The 15,755-nt window shown below is 68.5% G+C and carries 15 protein-coding genes and 1 tRNA gene; 8 read left to right on the forward strand and 8 right to left on the reverse strand.

The features are described from left to right. Positions 1–53: 53 nt before the first annotated feature. The 8 genes from D2V04_RS09300 (at position 54) to D2V04_RS09335 (ending at position 8,469) form a co-directional block, all read left to right on the forward strand. Complete coding sequence (locus D2V04_RS09300; RefSeq protein WP_119513325.1) at positions 54–1,775, forward strand: tetratricopeptide repeat protein; 1,722 nt, start codon at positions 54–56, stop codon at positions 1,773–1,775. Between the two features lie 136 nt (positions 1,776–1,911). Continuing rightward, complete coding sequence (locus D2V04_RS09305; RefSeq protein ID WP_119513327.1) at positions 1,912–2,418, forward strand: type III secretion system chaperone family protein; 507 nt, start codon at positions 1,912–1,914, stop codon at positions 2,416–2,418. 137 nt (positions 2,419–2,555) lie between these two features. After that, complete coding sequence (locus tag D2V04_RS09310; RefSeq protein ID WP_119513329.1) at positions 2,556–3,299, forward strand: Bax inhibitor-1/YccA family protein; 744 nt, start codon at positions 2,556–2,558, stop codon at positions 3,297–3,299. 148 nt (positions 3,300–3,447) lie between these two features. Continuing rightward, positions 3,448–4,773 carry a hypothetical protein gene (locus tag D2V04_RS09315; RefSeq protein ID WP_119513331.1) on the forward strand — a complete coding sequence of 442 codons (1,326 nt, stop codon included), beginning with the start codon at positions 3,448–3,450 and terminating at the stop codon, positions 4,771–4,773. 92 nt (positions 4,774–4,865) lie between these two features. Beyond that, positions 4,866–4,941: transfer RNA gene (locus tag D2V04_RS09320), tRNA-Ala, on the forward strand. A 290-nt stretch (positions 4,942–5,231) separates the two neighbouring features. Further along, a complete protein-coding gene (cgtA, locus tag D2V04_RS09325) occupies positions 5,232–6,293 on the forward strand; it encodes an Obg family GTPase CgtA (protein ID WP_119513333.1) in 1,062 nt (353 codons plus the stop codon). A gap of 128 nt (positions 6,294–6,421) precedes the next feature. Beyond that, positions 6,422–7,555, forward strand: a complete 1,134-nt coding sequence (gene proB / locus D2V04_RS09330) for a glutamate 5-kinase (protein WP_119513335.1) — start codon at positions 6,422–6,424, stop codon at positions 7,553–7,555. Further along, positions 7,552–8,469: an NAD-dependent epimerase/dehydratase family protein gene (locus D2V04_RS09335; RefSeq protein WP_119513337.1), complete on the forward strand. Its 918-nt coding sequence runs from the start codon at positions 7,552–7,554 to the stop codon at positions 8,467–8,469. The genes proB and D2V04_RS09335 overlap by 4 nt, the downstream gene beginning before the upstream one ends. Before the next feature lie 129 nt (positions 8,470–8,598). Here D2V04_RS09335 and D2V04_RS09340 read toward each other — a convergent pair whose 3' ends face one another. From D2V04_RS09340 to D2V04_RS09375, 8 genes are all read right to left on the reverse strand, one after another. Then, on the reverse strand, positions 8,599–9,393 hold the full coding sequence (locus tag D2V04_RS09340) for a phosphoadenylyl-sulfate reductase (protein ID WP_119513339.1): 795 nt from the start codon (positions 9,391–9,393) through the stop codon (positions 8,599–8,601). After that, positions 9,386–9,880, reverse strand: a complete 495-nt coding sequence (locus tag D2V04_RS09345) for a DUF934 domain-containing protein (protein ID WP_119513341.1) — start codon at positions 9,878–9,880, stop codon at positions 9,386–9,388. Before D2V04_RS09345 ends, D2V04_RS09340 begins: the two co-directional genes overlap by 8 nt. After that, positions 9,873–11,507, reverse strand: a complete 1,635-nt coding sequence (locus tag D2V04_RS09350; protein ID WP_119513343.1) for a nitrite/sulfite reductase — start codon at positions 11,505–11,507, stop codon at positions 9,873–9,875. The genes D2V04_RS09345 and D2V04_RS09350 overlap by 8 nt, the downstream gene beginning before the upstream one ends. Then, the gene (locus D2V04_RS09355) at positions 11,507–11,803 is read right to left on the reverse strand and encodes a DUF2849 domain-containing protein (RefSeq protein ID WP_119513345.1); all 297 of its coding nucleotides are present in this window, start codon (positions 11,801–11,803) and stop codon (positions 11,507–11,509) included. Before D2V04_RS09355 ends, D2V04_RS09350 begins: the two co-directional genes overlap by 1 nt. Next, positions 11,800–12,558 carry a uroporphyrinogen-III C-methyltransferase gene (gene cobA, locus D2V04_RS09360; protein ID WP_119513347.1) on the reverse strand — a complete coding sequence of 253 codons (759 nt, stop codon included), beginning with the start codon at positions 12,556–12,558 and terminating at the stop codon, positions 11,800–11,802. Before cobA ends, D2V04_RS09355 begins: the two co-directional genes overlap by 4 nt. A 98-nt stretch (positions 12,559–12,656) precedes the next feature. Then, positions 12,657–13,706 (reverse strand): mechanosensitive ion channel family protein, encoded by a 1,050-nt coding sequence (locus D2V04_RS09365; RefSeq protein WP_119513349.1) that lies wholly within the window; start codon positions 13,704–13,706, stop codon positions 12,657–12,659. After that, on the reverse strand, positions 13,703–14,956 hold the full coding sequence (metC, locus tag D2V04_RS09370) for a cystathionine beta-lyase (protein WP_119513350.1): 1,254 nt from the start codon (positions 14,954–14,956) through the stop codon (positions 13,703–13,705). The genes D2V04_RS09365 and metC overlap by 4 nt, the downstream gene beginning before the upstream one ends. Continuing rightward, the gene (locus D2V04_RS09375; protein ID WP_119513352.1) at positions 14,908–15,753 is read right to left on the reverse strand and encodes a sulfurtransferase; all 846 of its coding nucleotides are present in this window, start codon (positions 15,751–15,753) and stop codon (positions 14,908–14,910) included. Before D2V04_RS09375 ends, metC begins: the two co-directional genes overlap by 49 nt. Between the last annotated feature and the right edge of the window lie 2 nt (positions 15,754–15,755).

Genomic DNA, 15,755 nt, shown 5'->3' on the forward strand with positions numbered 1-15,755 from the left:
GCACCCGGGCTTCGTTTCGCAACGGTTCAACTGCCCTGTGCGATAGCCGCCCTATGAAGGTAAGCCATGGGCGACTATGGCCGGTCGCCATCGCTATGCGAAGAAATCTCGGCCATATCCTGTCTGGAGCGACCGCGGTCGCGGTTTTCGCGGGAACGGTGCCGGCCGCCGCGCAAAATGGCGAGCCGGTCTCGCGCGAAGTCGTCCAGCCGCTGCCGCCGCCGAGCGTCAGCAACCTGGGCGACGCGCTCCGCCGCCTCGCTCGCAATGCGCGCGACGTCGATGCATTGATCGATGCGGGCTACGCGTCGCTCGACCTGAACGATATCGAGGCGGCGATCGGGTTCTTTGGCCGCGCGCAGGAGCTTTCGCCGGAGAACGCGCGCGTCAAGCTGGGACTCGCAGGTGCCTTCGTCCGGTCCGGACGTCCGATCGAGGCGCTTCGCCTGTTCGAGGAAGCCGAACGCGCGGGCGCGTCGACGGCGACCCTCGCAAGCGCGCGGGGCCTTGCCTACGATCTTGTCGGCGACAACGCCGCCGCGCAGGTGCAGTACCGCCGCGCGCTCGAGGCCGAGCAGAACGACGAGACCGTCCGCCGCCTCGCCATCAGTCAGGCCATCGCAGGAGACCGCAAGGGGTTCGAGGCGACGCTTTACCCGCAGCTCGAGCGCGAGGACTACGCCGGATTTCGCACGCGCGCCTTCGGGCTCGCCATTCTCGGTGACGAGGAGGAAGCGGTCGCGATCGCCGAGACGGTTATGCCGCGCGATCTCTCGGCACGGATCGCGCCCTACCTGCGCTACATGCGGCGCCTGACGAAGGCCCAGCAGGCGGCGGCCGCCAACCTCGGGGTCTTTCCGCGAGCCGCGCAGATCGGCCGCGACGATCCGCGTATCGCGCAGTATTCGGGCGGTGCACCGGCAGCGCCGGACACGCGTCTCGCGCCGACCGGCCAGTCGCTCGGATCGCGGGGTGCGGCCGAGCAGCCCGCGCAGCAGGTGGCAAGCGCAGGCGACACCCCGACGCGCGCTACGCCGCAAGCCATGGTTTCGCAGCCGGTCGTGCAGGAAGTGCCCGAGTCCGAACCCGAACCCGAAAAACCACAGCCGACCCGGACCGCCAGTGCAACCTCGGCCGAGTTGCCGCCCGCGCAACCGCAGCAGGTAGCCGAGGCACCGCAGCAGGTAGCTGCGGCACCACAGCAAGTGGCTCAAGCACCGCAACCAGGGGCTCAAGCGCCGCAGCAGGCCGCGCAGGCGCCGGCGCAGGTCGCCCTGGCAGCTACGCCGGTACCCGCGCCCGGCTTCGATCTGTCGACCGTGGCAGAAAGCAGCGCCCCGGCCCCGAGCACCCCCTCTCCGGCCAACGTCGCCGACGCCTTCGCCGGGTTCAAGCTCGGCCCCGAACCGTCCTTCGAACGATCGACGGGCGCGGTCGACATCACCTTGATCGAACCGCCCCGCGAAGTCGCGGAGAAGCCGCCCGCCAAGCCCAAGCCGCCGGCGCATCCGCGGCGCTTCTGGGTTCAGGTTGCGACGGGGCGCGATCTTTCCGCTTTCAAGTACGACTGGCGCCGAATCAGCCGGAAGGCGCCGGAAATCCTGGGTGATTTCAAGCCGATGACGACGCCCTGGGTCGAGGCGAACCGGCTGTTGGCAGGGCCGTTCGAGAGCGAGAAGGCTGCCGAGGAAGCGGTCGCGAAGTTGCGCGAAGCCGGGCTCGACAGCTTCACGTTCACCAGCGAGGAAGGACAGGAGATCGTCCCCCTCCGCTAGGCCGGATACGCGGCTTTTGCACAAGCTTTGAACAGTCTTGTGCGGTTCTCCCCAGCAGCAAGCGAGGTGGCGATTGCCACGCCGCCCCCTCTCGCTGCATCGAGCGGCTCGTTACTCCTAACCGGGACTTAACTGCATGAGAACGGGCGCGAAGGGCATTCTGGACGGCGACGACGCGGCACCCGTGGACATGCTCGCGGCGTTGTTCGAGGCGCGCGGGTGGCCGTGCAGATCGCTGTCGGAGGAGGAAATCCTCGGCGAGATCCAGGGCAGCTGGGGCAAGTATCAGTTGCGCGGGATCTGGCGGCATGAGGACCGGGTGCTGCAGCTGCTCAGCCTGCCCGACATCCGTGTCCCGCGCGAGAAGATGCGCGACGCCTACGAGCTGCTGGCGCTGGTCAACGAACAGCTCTGGCTCGGCCATTTCGACATCTGGTCGCAGGGCGACATGCTGGTCTATCGCAACGGCGTGATGCTGGGTTCCGACGGGCTGCTGGGCCTCGATCAGGCGCAGGCGCTGGTGGAAACCGCGATCGACGAGTGCGACCGGTTCTACCCCGCCTTCCAGTTCGTGCTGTGGAGCGACAAGGCGCCGCGCGACGCGCTCGCCAGCGCGCTGATCGACGCTGCGGGCGAAGCCTGAGCGCCCGCAGGGGCGGGTGACCCGCGAATCGTGTCCGATTTCCGTGCATCGACCTTGAAAAACCTCCCCAAACCGCAGATATTGGCGGGGTGAGCCGGCCGCTATTCCGCAGGCTGGCAATGGAGAGTTGAAAGACAATGGCTGATTGGAACGAACCCCGCCGGTCTCAGACGGGATTCGGTGCATCGCCCGGCTATCGCGGCCAGGTCGCCACCGGCGAGACCTTCGACGCGGGCCTCAGGCAGCATATGCTGTCGATTTACAACTACATGACCTCGGGCGTGCTGCTCACCGGCATCATCGCCGCGCTGACCGCGCGGTCGGGCCTCGCGGCACAGATGGTCGGCAGCCCGCTCATGTGGCTAGTGATCCTGTCGCCGCTGGCGATCGTGTTCGCGATGAGCTTCGGCGTGAACCGCTTCAGCAAGACCGCGCTCCAGGCGATGTTCTGGGCCTTCGCTGCGCTAATGGGCCTGTCGCTGTCGACGATTTTCCTGGTCTACACCGGCGCCTCGATCGCGGCGACGTTCTTCGCCACAGCGGCGGCCTTCGCGGGCCTGAGCCTGTTCGGCTATACCACCAAGAAGAACCTCAGCGGCATCGGCAGCTTCCTGATCATGGGCGTCATCGGACTGCTGGTTGCGATGGTGATCAACATGTTCCTCCAGTCGCCGGGCCTGATGTACGCGATCAGCTTCATCGGCGTGCTGATCTTCGCGGGCCTCACTGCCTATGACACGCAGCGGCTGAAGCAGCAGTACTTCCAGCTCCGCGGCACCGAGTTCGCCGGCAAGGCGATCGTGCTCGGCGCGCTGAGCCTGTACCTGGATTTCATCAACATGTTCCAGTTCCTGTTGGCTTTCATGGGCCAGCGCGAATAATCGCGTACAGGACTCGTTTCATCGTGCCCGGGGCGCTCCATGCGCCTCGGGCATTTTCTTTGCATCTGTCAGCGTTTAGAGTCAGTGCTTCAGGCTAGCGCAATCCACGGTGGGGGATCGTGGCGCGGGCAATGGAGGGTACGTAGTAATGTTCGCACTGACCAAAGGTCGGATTCAGCTTCTGGCGATTGCCGGGGGCATGGCAATGCTGGCAGGCTGCGCGACACCGCCGCCTCCGCCGCCACCTCCTCCGCCGCCTCCGCCGCCGGTCAAAGTCATTCCGCCGCGCCCGACGCCGCCCGATAACGCGACCGCCTCGATGTTCATTCCGCCGGTCGGCCCCGATGGCATTCGGCGTACCGTCAACTACGGCATCTCGACCGCGCAGACGGTGTGGAACGTGCGGTCCGCGCTCAATGTGGCCGCACTCAATTGCATGGATGCCGAGCACGCGGACATTCTGCCGGCGTACAAGTCGCTGCTCGAGCGGCACGAGCGGAAGCTCGACAAGACCAACGACGCGCTGCTCAAGGAGTACCGCGAGAACTATGGTTCGAGCGGGCGCGAGGCCTACGACCGCTATATGACGCAGGTCTACAACTACTTCGCGCTGCCGCCGGCGCTGGACGACTTCTGCGACGCCTCGCAGAAAGTCGCCCGCGATTCGCTGTTGGTGGAATCGGGCGACCTCGACAACTTCGCGCTGCGCAGCCTGCCGGTGATCGAGGCGGTGTTCGAAAACTTCTTCAGTGCCTTCGAGCGCTATCGCACGGCCGTGCTGTCGTGGGATGCCGAGTACGGGCCGCCGCAGCCGGCCGACGGGCTCACCGGTGCGACCGGCGCGGCACTCGCGATGGCGGACGTGCTCCCGAGCAACGATCAGGGCGCGCAGGCGATCGCGTCGTTCGATCCCTCGCCCAGCGCGGCGGCCCGGCCGGCTGGCATGCTCCCGGGCTTGAGCGGTACGGCGCTATCCGCCTCGTATACACCTCCGAGTGGCGATCAGACGGTGCCGGCGACCTCTTCGATCGATCCCGCACCGAGCGCGGTGGCCCCGCCGGCCAGCACGCTCACCGACGTCAGCAGCGCGGCGGCGACGACATCGGATGCGCTTCCGGGCAGCGGTGAGACGGTTCAGTCGATCGCCACGTCCGATCCGGCGGCGAGCGTCACGGCCCAGCCGTCTGCGGACGGGATGCTGGTCCTGCCGCCAATGGACGCGGCGCCGGCGGCGGGGCAGGCGATTACGCTTCCCGCCACCGAGCAGCAGCCGGTCCGGATGGTTTCGCAGCCCGTCGTCCAGGGCGAGAGCGCGGCGCAGCCGGGTTTCGGGTCGTCGCTCGAAGATGCAGGGGCAAGCGCTTCTGCGGCGGCGAAGCCGGCCGAGCAGCCCACCATCGTGCTCACGCCCGTGCCGGACCCGGTGCAACCCACCCCGGAAGGCGGGGACGAAAGCGAAACCGGCGGGGAGTGAAGCGCCGCGATTTTGCCCTTTGCAGCGCGCTGCGCATTCGCTAAGGGGCGCCCTCGCCAAGCGGGCGTGCCGCTTGGCGACAGACCTGGAACGGGGCCGTAGCTCAGTTGGGAGAGCGCGTCGTTCGCAATGACGAGGTCAGCGGTTCGATCCCGCTCGGCTCCACCAGGTTTTGATTTCATCAAAACCTGGTTTCTTTTTTGTGGGCCCTCAGACGCCGGGCGCGGCCCATCCGGGCCGCTTGGCTTTCGCGGCAGGGGCCGCGACGCGCAGTCGCGCTTGCGGCCGCCTTCGGCGACCGAGCTTGCGCTTCGTCTCGTTGTGGCGCTAGTCCGGCCGGCGACCAGCCGGCTGCAAGGCCGACCGGCCGCCCGCAGCGCCGAAGGCGCGAGGATATCGCGCGCACGGATGTGCGTGCGGAAACAAAACGCCCCGCCGGCGCTTGAGGCCAAACAAAAATGCACTTTCTCGATCAAGCCAAGATATTTCTGAAGTCCGGTGCGGGCGGGCCCGGGGCGGTCAGCTTCCGGCGCGAGAAGTATATCGAATACGGCGGGCCGGACGGCGGCAACGGCGGCCGCGGCGGCGACATCGTGTTCGAGGCCGTGGCCGGCCTCAATACGCTGATCGACTTCCGCTACACCCAGCACTTCAAGGCGCAGCGCGGCGCGCACGGCATGGGCAAGGACCGCACCGGCGCCTCCGCCCCCGATCTCGTGATCGAAGTGCCCGTGGGCACGCAGATCCTCTCGGAGGACAAGGAAGAGGTGCTCGCCGATTTCACCGAGGTCGGCCAGCGTCTCGTCTTCCTCGAAGGCGGCATGGGCGGGCGCGGGAACGCCAGCTACAAGACCAGCACCAACCGCGCGCCGCGCCAGCACCAGCCGGGCGAGCCGGGGCACGAGATGTGGGTCTGGCTGCGATTGAAGCTGCTTGCGGACGTCGGGCTGCTCGGCCTGCCCAACGCGGGCAAGAGCACCTTCATCAACCAGGTGACCAATGCGCAGGCCAAAGTCGGCGACTACGCCTTCACCACGCTGATCCCCAAGCTCGGCGTGGTGCGGCACAAGGGGCGCGAGTTCGTGCTCGCCGACATCCCCGGCCTGATCGCGGGCGCCGCGGAAGGCGCGGGGATCGGCGACCGGTTCCTCGGCCATATCGAGCGCTGCCGCGTGCTCATCCACCTGATCGACATCGCGGGGAACGATCCGGCGGAGGCGATGCGCGTCGTCCAGGCCGAACTCGCTTCCTACGGCGAAGGGCTGTCCGAGAAGCCGCAGCTCATCGCGCTCAACAAGGTCGACCTTGCCGACCCGGAACTTGTCGCCGGGTTCACCGAGGAACTGCGCGCTGCGGGCGCCGACGAGGTGTTCGGCGTATCCGGCGCGACGGGCGAGGGCGTCGAAGCCCTGCTCGATGCGATCCTCGGCTATCTCCCCGACCGCACCGCCACCGAAACCAAAGGCAGCGAAGTGGACGACGTGGCCGACCAGGCGGGCGACTGGTCGCCGCTGGACTGACATTCCGGCGGAACGCCGCCACGCGCCGGGGCGAGCGGGCCAGCCTTTCGATCAAGCGCCGCAGAAGTCGGCTGGACCCCCATCTGCGCGGGGATGACGGGGGAAAAAGCCTCGGCTAAGCGCCATGCATGTCCACCCTCGCGCTTCGCCACCTGACGGATGCGGCCGCCTGCCCGCGGATCGTGCTCAAGATCGGCTCTTCGCTGCTGGTCGATGGCGAAGGCCAGCCGCGCCGCGCCTGGCTCGACTCGATCGGCGAAGAGATCGCGGCCCTGCGGCGCGGAGGGCAGGAAGTGGTCGTGGTCAGTTCCGGCGCGATTGCACTCGGCGCTGCGCGGCTGGGGTTGGAGAAGGGTGGACGCGGCAATCTCGCCGATGCGCAGGCGGCCGCTTCGGTCGGTCAGATCGCGCTCGCTTCGCTGTGGTCGGACAAGCTGGGCGCACAGGGGCTGACGGCAGCGCAACTGCTGCTCACGCTCGACGATCTCGAGGATCGCCGCCGCTATCTCAACGCCTCCTCCACGCTCGCCCGCCTGCTCGAAAACGGCGCGGTGCCGGTGGTCAACGAGAACGACAGCGTAGCGACGCAGGAAATCCGTTTCGGCGACAACGACCGGCTCGCTGCCCGCGTGGCGCAGGCCGCGCGAGCGGATGCCGTGCTGCTGCTCTCGGATGTCGACGGCCTCTACGACCGCAACCCGCGCGAGGTCGGCGCCCGGCTGGTGCCGGTGGTCGAGGGGGTGGACGACGCGGTGCGCGCAATGGCGGACGGCGGGTCGTCCTCCGGCCTCGGTTCGGGCGGCATGGTGTCGAAGCTGCAGGCGGCGGAAATCGCGGGACGGGCCGGGATCGCACTGGCGATCCTCAACGGCACCCACGACGCGCCAATCGCGCGTGCGCTGAGTGGCGACACGGGCACGCTGTTTCTCCCGCCGCGCCGTGACCGGGGCCGCAAGGCCTGGCTCGGCGGGCGGCTGAGACTGAAAGGGGCGCTTACCGTGGACGCGGGCTGCGCTGCCGCGCTTGCACAGGGCGGGAGCCTGCTTGCGGCGGGTGTGACCGCGATCGAGGGCGCGTTCGAGCGCGGCGACGCCGTTGCCATCCGCGATCCGCAAGGCCGCGCAATCGCGCACGGTCTCGTCGAATACGGCACGGCCGACTGCGCCGCGCTCAAGGGTCGGCGGAGTAGCGAGCATGCGGCACTCCTCGGCTACGCCCCGCGCGCGGCCGTGGTCCATCGCGACCATATGGTGCTGCTATGACGCTCGCGCTGACCGGGGGCACCGGGTTCGTCGGCCAGGCGACGCTCGATGCGATCGAGCGGCGCGGGCTCTCGGCGCGCGCGCTGGCTCGCACCGTCCCCAGGGACCAGCGAAAGGGCATCGAATGGGTCGGGGGCAATCTCGCCGACCGAGCCGCGCTTGCCCGGCTCGTGGAAGGCGCGGAGGCGGTGATTCATATCGCCGGCCTCACCAGCACGCTCGAGCCGGCAGCATTCGAGGCGGCCAACGTCACGGGGACGCTGGCGTTGATCGAGGTGGCCAAGGCGGCAGGCGTGCCGCGTTTCATCTTCGTCTCGTCGCTCGCGGCGCGGCGTCCCGATCTTTCGGTCTACGGTGCATCGAAGGCGCGGGCGGAGAAGGTCGTCGCCGCCAGCGGGCTCGACTGGACCGTCGTCCGCCCGCCTGCGGTCTACGGTCCGCGCGATCGAGACATGTTCGAGCTGTTCCGCGCCGCCCGCCGGGGGGTGGTGCCCATGCCTCCGCCGGGCCATGCCTCGATGATCCATGTCGACGATCTCGCCGACCTGCTCCTTGCCCTGGTGCCGGGTGGCGAGAGCGTTACCGGCGCCGTGTTCGAACCCGACGACGGGCGCGAGGGCGGCTGGCCACATCGCGAGCTCGCGCGCACCATCGGCTGGGCCGTGGGACGGCGGCCGTGGGTGCCGCATCTCTCGCGCGGCACACTCGAATGGGTCTCGCGCATTGACTGCGCCGTGCGGCGCAACCGTGCCCGGCTCACGCCCGACCGGGTGAGCTACATGTGCCATCCCGACTGGGTGGCCGATCCGGCGCGCAAGGTGCCCGAGAGCCTGTGGACGCCGCGCATTCCCACGCGCGAGGGGTTGAAGGCGACGGCCGACTGGTATCGCGAACAAGGCTGGCTCCCCGCCTGAGGTCCCCGCGACCTCGTGCCGCTGGCGCTCCGTTCGCTTGGGGAAGGTCCCAGCTTTCGCTGAGGCTGGCAGGCTCAGCCAAGGTCCTGGCGGCCTGAGGTCCCCGCCTGCGCGCGGACTCATGCGGAGTTAGAACGCCGGATCGAACCCGGGAGGCAGTTCACCCTCGCTGGTAAGCGGGGTGTGGATGCCGCACTCGGTCTTGTCCCAGCCCTTCCATCGGCCCGAGCGCGGGTCTTCGCCCGGCGCAACCTTGTGCGTGCAGGGGCTGCAGCCGATCGAAGGATAGCCCTGCTCGACCAGCGGGTGCGGCGGCAGGTCGTGCTCGGCTATGTAGTTCGCGAGATCCTCCGCGCTCCAGTCGATCAGTGGATTGATCTTCAGCCGGCCCTGCGCGTCCGACGTATCGACCTCGAACCGCGGCAGGTTCGCGCGGGTTGCCGACTGGAAAGCCTTGCGCCCCGTCAGCGTCGCGTCGAAGCCGCTCAGGGCCGCGGCGAGGGGGAGGACCTTGCGGATCTCGCAGCAGCCGTCGGGGTCGTAGGACCAGCGCAGGCCGGTCTCGTCGCGCTTGGCGAGAAGCTCCGGATCGGGATGCAGGTTGACCAGCCCGGTCAGCCCGAGCCGCTCGACGAGCGTGTCGCGATAAGCGAGCGTTTCGGGGAAGTGCTTCCCGGTCTCGAGGAACAGCACCGGCAGACTAGGGTCGATCTGCGCCACAAGGTGAAGCAGAACAGCACTTTCCGCGCCGAAGCTGGAGACGGTGGCAAGCTCGCCGACCAGTCCGTCCGCGATCACCGCGCGCAGCATCTCCACCGTGTCCGCGCCGCGAAACATGCGGTTGAGCCGGATCGCATCGGCGTCCGTAAAGCGCGGGCCGGTGTCGATCCGGTCCTTGATGCGGATCGGATCGGCTTCAGCCATGACGAAGCTGCCAGATTGGCACCGCCGCATCCGCCGCGTGCTGGTACACGTGCGGATAGCGGTTGAGCACGGACTCCACGTCGGCGCGATCGAGCGGCACGTTGGGCGCGAAGCTGTCGAACCCGCAGCGGCGCATGAAATAGATCAGGTCCACCAGAACCTCGCCGGTCGCCTTGATCTCCCCGTCGTAGCCCATCTCGCGCAGGATGCGCGCGCTGGAGAAGCCGCGGCCATCGCGGAACTTGGGAAAGTCGATCTCGACCAGCCGCAGACGCTCGAGGTGAGGGCCGAGCAGCCGCACGTCGTCGCCGGCCTCGATCCGCACCGAGCCGGCGTTCGACTGATCGAGGAACGCGTCGAGCGAGACGGCCGGCTCGTCCGGAGCGGAATCGTCGCGGAAGCGCAGCCAGTCGCGCTCGCCGCCCGGCGTGGGTTCGAGGGTGCCGGGCCCGCCGCCCGGGCCGCCCGCGCGGGGACCGTCAACCATAGATCGCCTCCTTGAATCCATCCATTCCGACGCGGCGGTAGGTGTCGAGGAACCGCTCGCCCGGCTCGCGAATCTCGCGGTAGCGCTCGACCGCGCGCTCGACCGCGTCGACGATCCCGGCCTCGTCGAAGCCGGGGCCGGTGATCTTGGCCTGGCTGGTCTCTTCGTCGCCCGAGCCGCCGAGCAGGAGCTGATAGTTCTCCGTGCCTTTGCGATCGACGCCGAGGATGCCGATATGGCCCGCGTGATGATGGCCGCAGGCATTGATGCAGCCGCTGATCTTGATCTTGAGCTCGCCCAGATCCTTCTGGCGATCGGCGTCCGCGAAGCGTTCGGCAATCTTCTGCGCGACCGGGATCGAACGGGCATTCGCGAGCGTGCAGTAATCGAGACCCGGGCAGGCGATGATGTCGGTCACCAGATCGAGGTTCGCCTCGCCGAGACCGGCCTCGTGGAGCGCGCTCCAGACGGCATGGAGATCCTGCTTGCGGACGTGCGGCAGGACGAGGTTCTGCGCATGCGTCGCCCGCAGCTCGTCGAAGCTGTAGCGTTCGGCCAGATCGGCGACGAGCTCCATCTGCTCGGCCGAGATGTCGCCGGGGATCTGCCCGACCGGCTTGAGGCTGATGTTGACGATCGCATAGCCCGGCGCCTTGTGCGCAGCGACCTGTTGATCGACCCACAATGCGAAGTCCGGATCCGAGCGGTCGATCTCCTCGCTGAGACCCGTTTCGAACGGCGGGGGCGCGAAGTAGGCGGCGATGCGGTCGTACTCGGCCTGCGGAAAGTCCTCGCCGCGCGCGAGGAAATGCTCGAACTCTTCCTCGACCTGGCGGCGGAACTCGTCCTCGCCCAGTTCGTGGACGAGGATCTTCATCCGCTGCTTGTGAATGTTGTCGCGCCGCGCGTTGCGGTTCCACACCCGCAGGATCGCCTGGAGGTAGGAGAGGATCTGGTTCGTGGGCAGGAATTCGCGGATCTTGTAGGCGATGAACGGCGTGCGGCCCATGCCGCCCCCGGCGAAGACCTGGAAACCGATCTCGCCCGCCTCGTTCTGCACGATCCGCAGCGCGCAGTCGTGCCAGCGCAGGGCGGCGCGGTCGGCTTCCGCGGCGATCACGGCGATCTTGAACTTGCGCGGCAGGTAGCTGAATTCCGGCATGAACGTCGTCATCTGCCGGATCATCTCGGCCCAGGGGCGCGGATCGATGATCTCGTCCGCCGTGGCGCCGGCATACTGGTCGGCGGAGATGTTGCGGATGGACTCGCCGCTGGTCTGGATGGCGTGCATCTCGACCGTCGCCAGGTCGGCGAGGATATCGGGGGCGTCCTCCAGCTTGATCCAGTTGTACTGGATGTTCTGGCGGGTGGTGAAATGGCCGTAGCCGCGGTCGTAGGTGCGCGCGATATACGCGAGCTTGCGCATCTGCCGCGAGTCCAGCGTGCCGTAGGGGATCGCGACGCGCAGCATGTAGGCGTGGAGCTGAAGGTAGAGACCGTTCTTCAGCCGCAGCGGCTTGAACTGGTCGTCCGTCATCTTGCCTTCGAGGCGGCGGCGCGTCTGGTCGCGGAAGTCCGCCACCCGCGCATCGACCATCGCCTGGTCGTATTGGTCGTACTTGTACATCAGATCACCCAGTTGCCGGCGCTGGGGTCGGCCGGTTTGAGAGTCAGGTCGGGGCGCACGGTCGGGCCGAGCGCACGGATGCGGTCCTTGATATGCGCGGGACGGAAGCCCTCAGCGGTCTTCTCGCCGTCGATCGCGTAGGTGCCATTCACCCGGCACTCGGCTTCCTCGCGCGCGATGATCGCGTCGGCCCTGTCGCCCGCGTCCACCGCATCCTCGACATGGAGCGACCAGCCCTGGCCGTCCCACCAGACGACCTGTCCGGTCTTGAGGTCGTTGCCGGTCAGAATCTTCATGCCTGCGCCTCCAGCGCGATCCGGGCGAGCGCCGCGTCCGCGCGCGCGGTGACTTCGCCGATGACGATGAGCGCCGGGCTCTTGACCCGTTCGCGCTCGACGAGTTCGGGCAGCCCGGCGAGCGGACCGCGCAGCACGCGCATGTCCGCGCGGCAGGCGTTCTCGATCACCGCCAGCGGCACTTCGGGCGCGAGGCCGTCGCCCATGAGCTTCTCGGCGATCTGCGGCGCGGTCTTCACGCCCATGTAGATCACCAGCGTGCGGCCCTTGCCGGCCAGGCCGGCCCAGTTCTGGTCGGACAGGCCCTTGCACTGGCCGGCGACGAAGCTGACCACGCTCGCGGCATCGCGATGGGTGAGGGCGATCTGCGCGGCGGCGGCCGCGCCGTTGGCGGCGCTGATGCCCGGCACGACCTGGACCGGCACGCCGGCGGCGCGGCAGGCCTCGGCCTCTTCGCCGCCGCGGCCGAAGATGAACGGATCGCCGCCCTTAAGGCGCACCACGTCGCGGCCCGCAAGCGCCTCGCGCACCAGCAGGGCGCAGATGTCTTCCTGCGGCAAGGTGTGACGCGCGCGGCGCTTGGCGACCGAGATCAGCTCGGCATCGCGCGGCACCAGCGTCAGGACGGCGGGATCGATCAGCCCGTCGTGCACGACGAGCTCCGCGCTCGCCAGCAGCCGGGCGGCGCGCAGCGTCAGCAGGTCAGGGTCGCCGGGCCCTGCGCCGACCAGATAGACGGTTCCGACATTTTCCATGGGTGCAAGATGCGCGGGGGGCCGCGCAGGCGCCAACGAGAATGGATGTCAGATCGGTAAGGATTGGTTTTGATAGCGCCGGTAGGCGCACCGCAAGCCTAGCTTTCGCTCTTTTCCTGCCGCTGCGCGATCGCGGCGAGGAGCTGTTCGAACTGCTCGCTGCCTTTCAGGTTGAGGTCGCGCTGCGGGAACGGGATTTCGACGCCGTGCTGCTGGAAGGCGCGCCAGACGTTCTTGAAGACGTCGGAACGCACGTTGTTCACCCCCTCTTCCGGGTCGCTGATCCAGAACCTGACCTCGAAATTGATCGAATTGTCGCCGAACCCCATCAGGCGCACGGCAGGTTCCGGCTTTTCGAGTACCCGCGGCGTGCCGACCGTCGCGTCGAGCAGCAGCTTCTCGACCAGATCGAGATCGCTGCCGTAGGCGACGCCGACGGGCGCCTTCACCCGCACGTCGCGCGAGCTGTACGACCAGTTCTCGACCTGATTTATCATCAGGTTCTCGTTGGGGATCAGGTATTCCTTGCGGTCGCGGGTGATGATCGAGATCGCCCGGATGCCGATCCTGCGGATCTGCCCGAAGCTCTCGTTGCCCGACATGTCGCTGACTGCGATCACGTCCCCCGGCTTGATCGACCGGTCGGTGAGCAGGATGATCCCCGCGATCAGGTTGCCGAAGGTCTTTTGCAAACCGAAGCCGATGGCGAGGCCGAACGCGCCCGAGAACACCGCCAGGGCCGTGAGGTCTATGCCGAGGATGTCGATGCCGATCAGGATCATCACCGCCCAGATCAGGATCGACACGATCTTCTCTGCGAGCAGCCGCTGGGTCGCATCGAGCCGGGTCATCCGGTGGATCGCATTGCGTGCGATCCACACGCCGATGCGCGCCATCAGGTAGACCGCCAGGATCACCATCAGCACGACCAGCACGCTCCACAGCGATATGCGCGTGTCGCCTATGGTGACGCCCATCGCGTCGAGCCACTCGATCGCGCCGCCGATCGTCAGGCTCTGCTCCGCGACCGCATCCTTCAGCGATTCGGCACCCACCACTGCGTCGACTTCCGAGGGAACCGTGGTGGGCGAAACGGCGGGAACAGGCGTGGCTGTCGGGGCGGCGGTGGCGGCGGTCGGGGTACTCATTCTCGCTCCATTGCGGCGAATCCGCGTTCGAGATCGCGGATCAGGTCTTGCGGGTCCTCGAGCCCGATCGAGAGGCGTATGCCCCAGCGATCCTCGGCGTCCCAGGCGGCCGGAGGCCAGGGACTGTCCGTGCGGATGGCGGAAGGATCGATCGGCAGGGCAAGGCTCTCGAAGCCGCCCCAACTGAAGCCGATGCCGAACAGGGTGAGCGCGTCGACGAAGCGCGCGGTGGCGGCTGCGTCGCCGCCCTTCAGGATGAAGCTGAACAGGCCGCAGCCGCCGTTGAAGTCGCGTTGCCAGAGGTTGTGTCCCGGCGCGCCCGGCAGCATCGGGCAGAGGACCTGTGCCACGTCCTCGCGGCCCGCCAGCCAGCGGGCGATCGCGAGCGCGCTTTCGGCGGACTTTTCCAGCCGCACGCCCATCGTGCGCAGGCCGCGCAGGGCGAGCGAGGCGTCGTCGGGCGAGACGACCTGGCCGAGCGCCTGCCCGGTCTGGCGCAGGGCGCGGTACCAGCGGTCGCCCGCGCTGGCGGCGCCCATCATCAGGTCCGAATGGCCGCCGACATGCTTGGTCAGGCTCATGATCGCGATGTCGCAGCCGCGTTCGAGCGCAGGGAAACCGAGCGCGGAGGCCCAGGTGTTGTCGATCAGGCTGACCGCGCCCTTGTCGCGCGCAATCGCGGCGAGCGTGGGGACGTCGCACACCTCCATCGTCAGGCTGCCCGGGCTTTCGAGCAGGACCGCGCGGGTACGGTCGCAGAACCGGTCCGCGAACCCGTCGATGTCGAGCGGATCGAAGAAGCGGCTCTCGATGCCGAAGCGCTTGAGCAGCCCGTTGGCCATGATCCGGCTGGGCTCGTAGGCATTGTCGGTCACCAGCAGCACGTCGCCCGGACGCAGCACGGCCATCAGCGCGCCCGCGATGGCCGCCACGCCGCTCGGATAGAGCGCGGTGCCCGCCGCGCCGGGCTCCAGCTCGGTCAGCGCATCGGCCAGCGCCCACTGCGTCGGCGCGCCGCGGCGGCCGTAGAAGAACCGGCCGTCCGCGTTGTGCTTGCCGCCTTCTCGGAGCGCGGCGGTGTCGGGGTAGAGGTGCGTACTCGCGCGCCAGACCGGGGGATTGACGACGGGGCCGGTCCATTCCTCCCGCCGGCCCGCGCCGACGAGCCGCGTGTTGGCGCCGTGGCTCTTGTCCGAAGCGCTCACCGGGCCGGCCCCGTTTCCTTGGGCGTGGCCGGGTCGGCGCCCCATTCGCTCCAGCTCCCGTCGTAGAGCGCCGTGTCCTCCTCCTTGCCGAGCCGGGCCATGGCGAACAGCAGGACCGACGCCGTCACGCCGCTGCCGCAGCTCGTGACCACGGGCCGCGCCAGGTCGACGCCTGCATCCGTGAACGCGGCGCGCAGGTCATCCTCCCGTCTGAAGCTGCCGTCCTCATTCAACACCGAGCGGAAGTCGAGGTTGCGGGCGCCGGGGATATGGCCGCCGGGCAGGTCGTGGATCGTGTCCTTGTCCGCGCCGGTGAAGCGGCCGGCGTCGCGCGCGTCGACCACTTGCTCGGCACCGGCGTCGATATTGGCGAGCACGGCGGCCTTGTCCCGCGCGCGGCGGAGGTCGGCGGTATAGGTGCCGGGCGCGACGGGGACCGGGTTGCTCGCGCCCGTCTCCAGCGGGCGGCCCTCCGCGCGCCACTTCTCCAGCCGACCATCCAGCAGCGCGACCTCCTCCCACCCGAACAGGCGGAAGATGAACCACGCGCGGGCGGCGGTGCGCGGCGCGCTGTCGTCGTAGAGCACGACGCGGCTGCCCGGCTTCACCCCCAGCGCGGCGAGGCGCAGGGCGAACTGCTCCGCCGTCGGCAGGGCGGCGACGATCGGCGAGGCGTCGTCGTTCAGCGTGGCGAGGTCCAGAAAACGCGCGCCGGGGATATGGCCTTCGGCGAACTCCGCCGCCGCATCGCGCCCGGCGCTGGGCAGGTGCTTGGTGGCGTCGAGCACGGTCACCGTGCCGAGATTGTCCGCCAGCCAGTCGGTCGAGACGAGCATGTCCATGC

Source organism: Pelagerythrobacter aerophilus (assembly GCF_003581645.1).
Taxonomy (GTDB): domain Bacteria; phylum Pseudomonadota; class Alphaproteobacteria; order Sphingomonadales; family Sphingomonadaceae; genus Pelagerythrobacter; species Pelagerythrobacter aerophilus.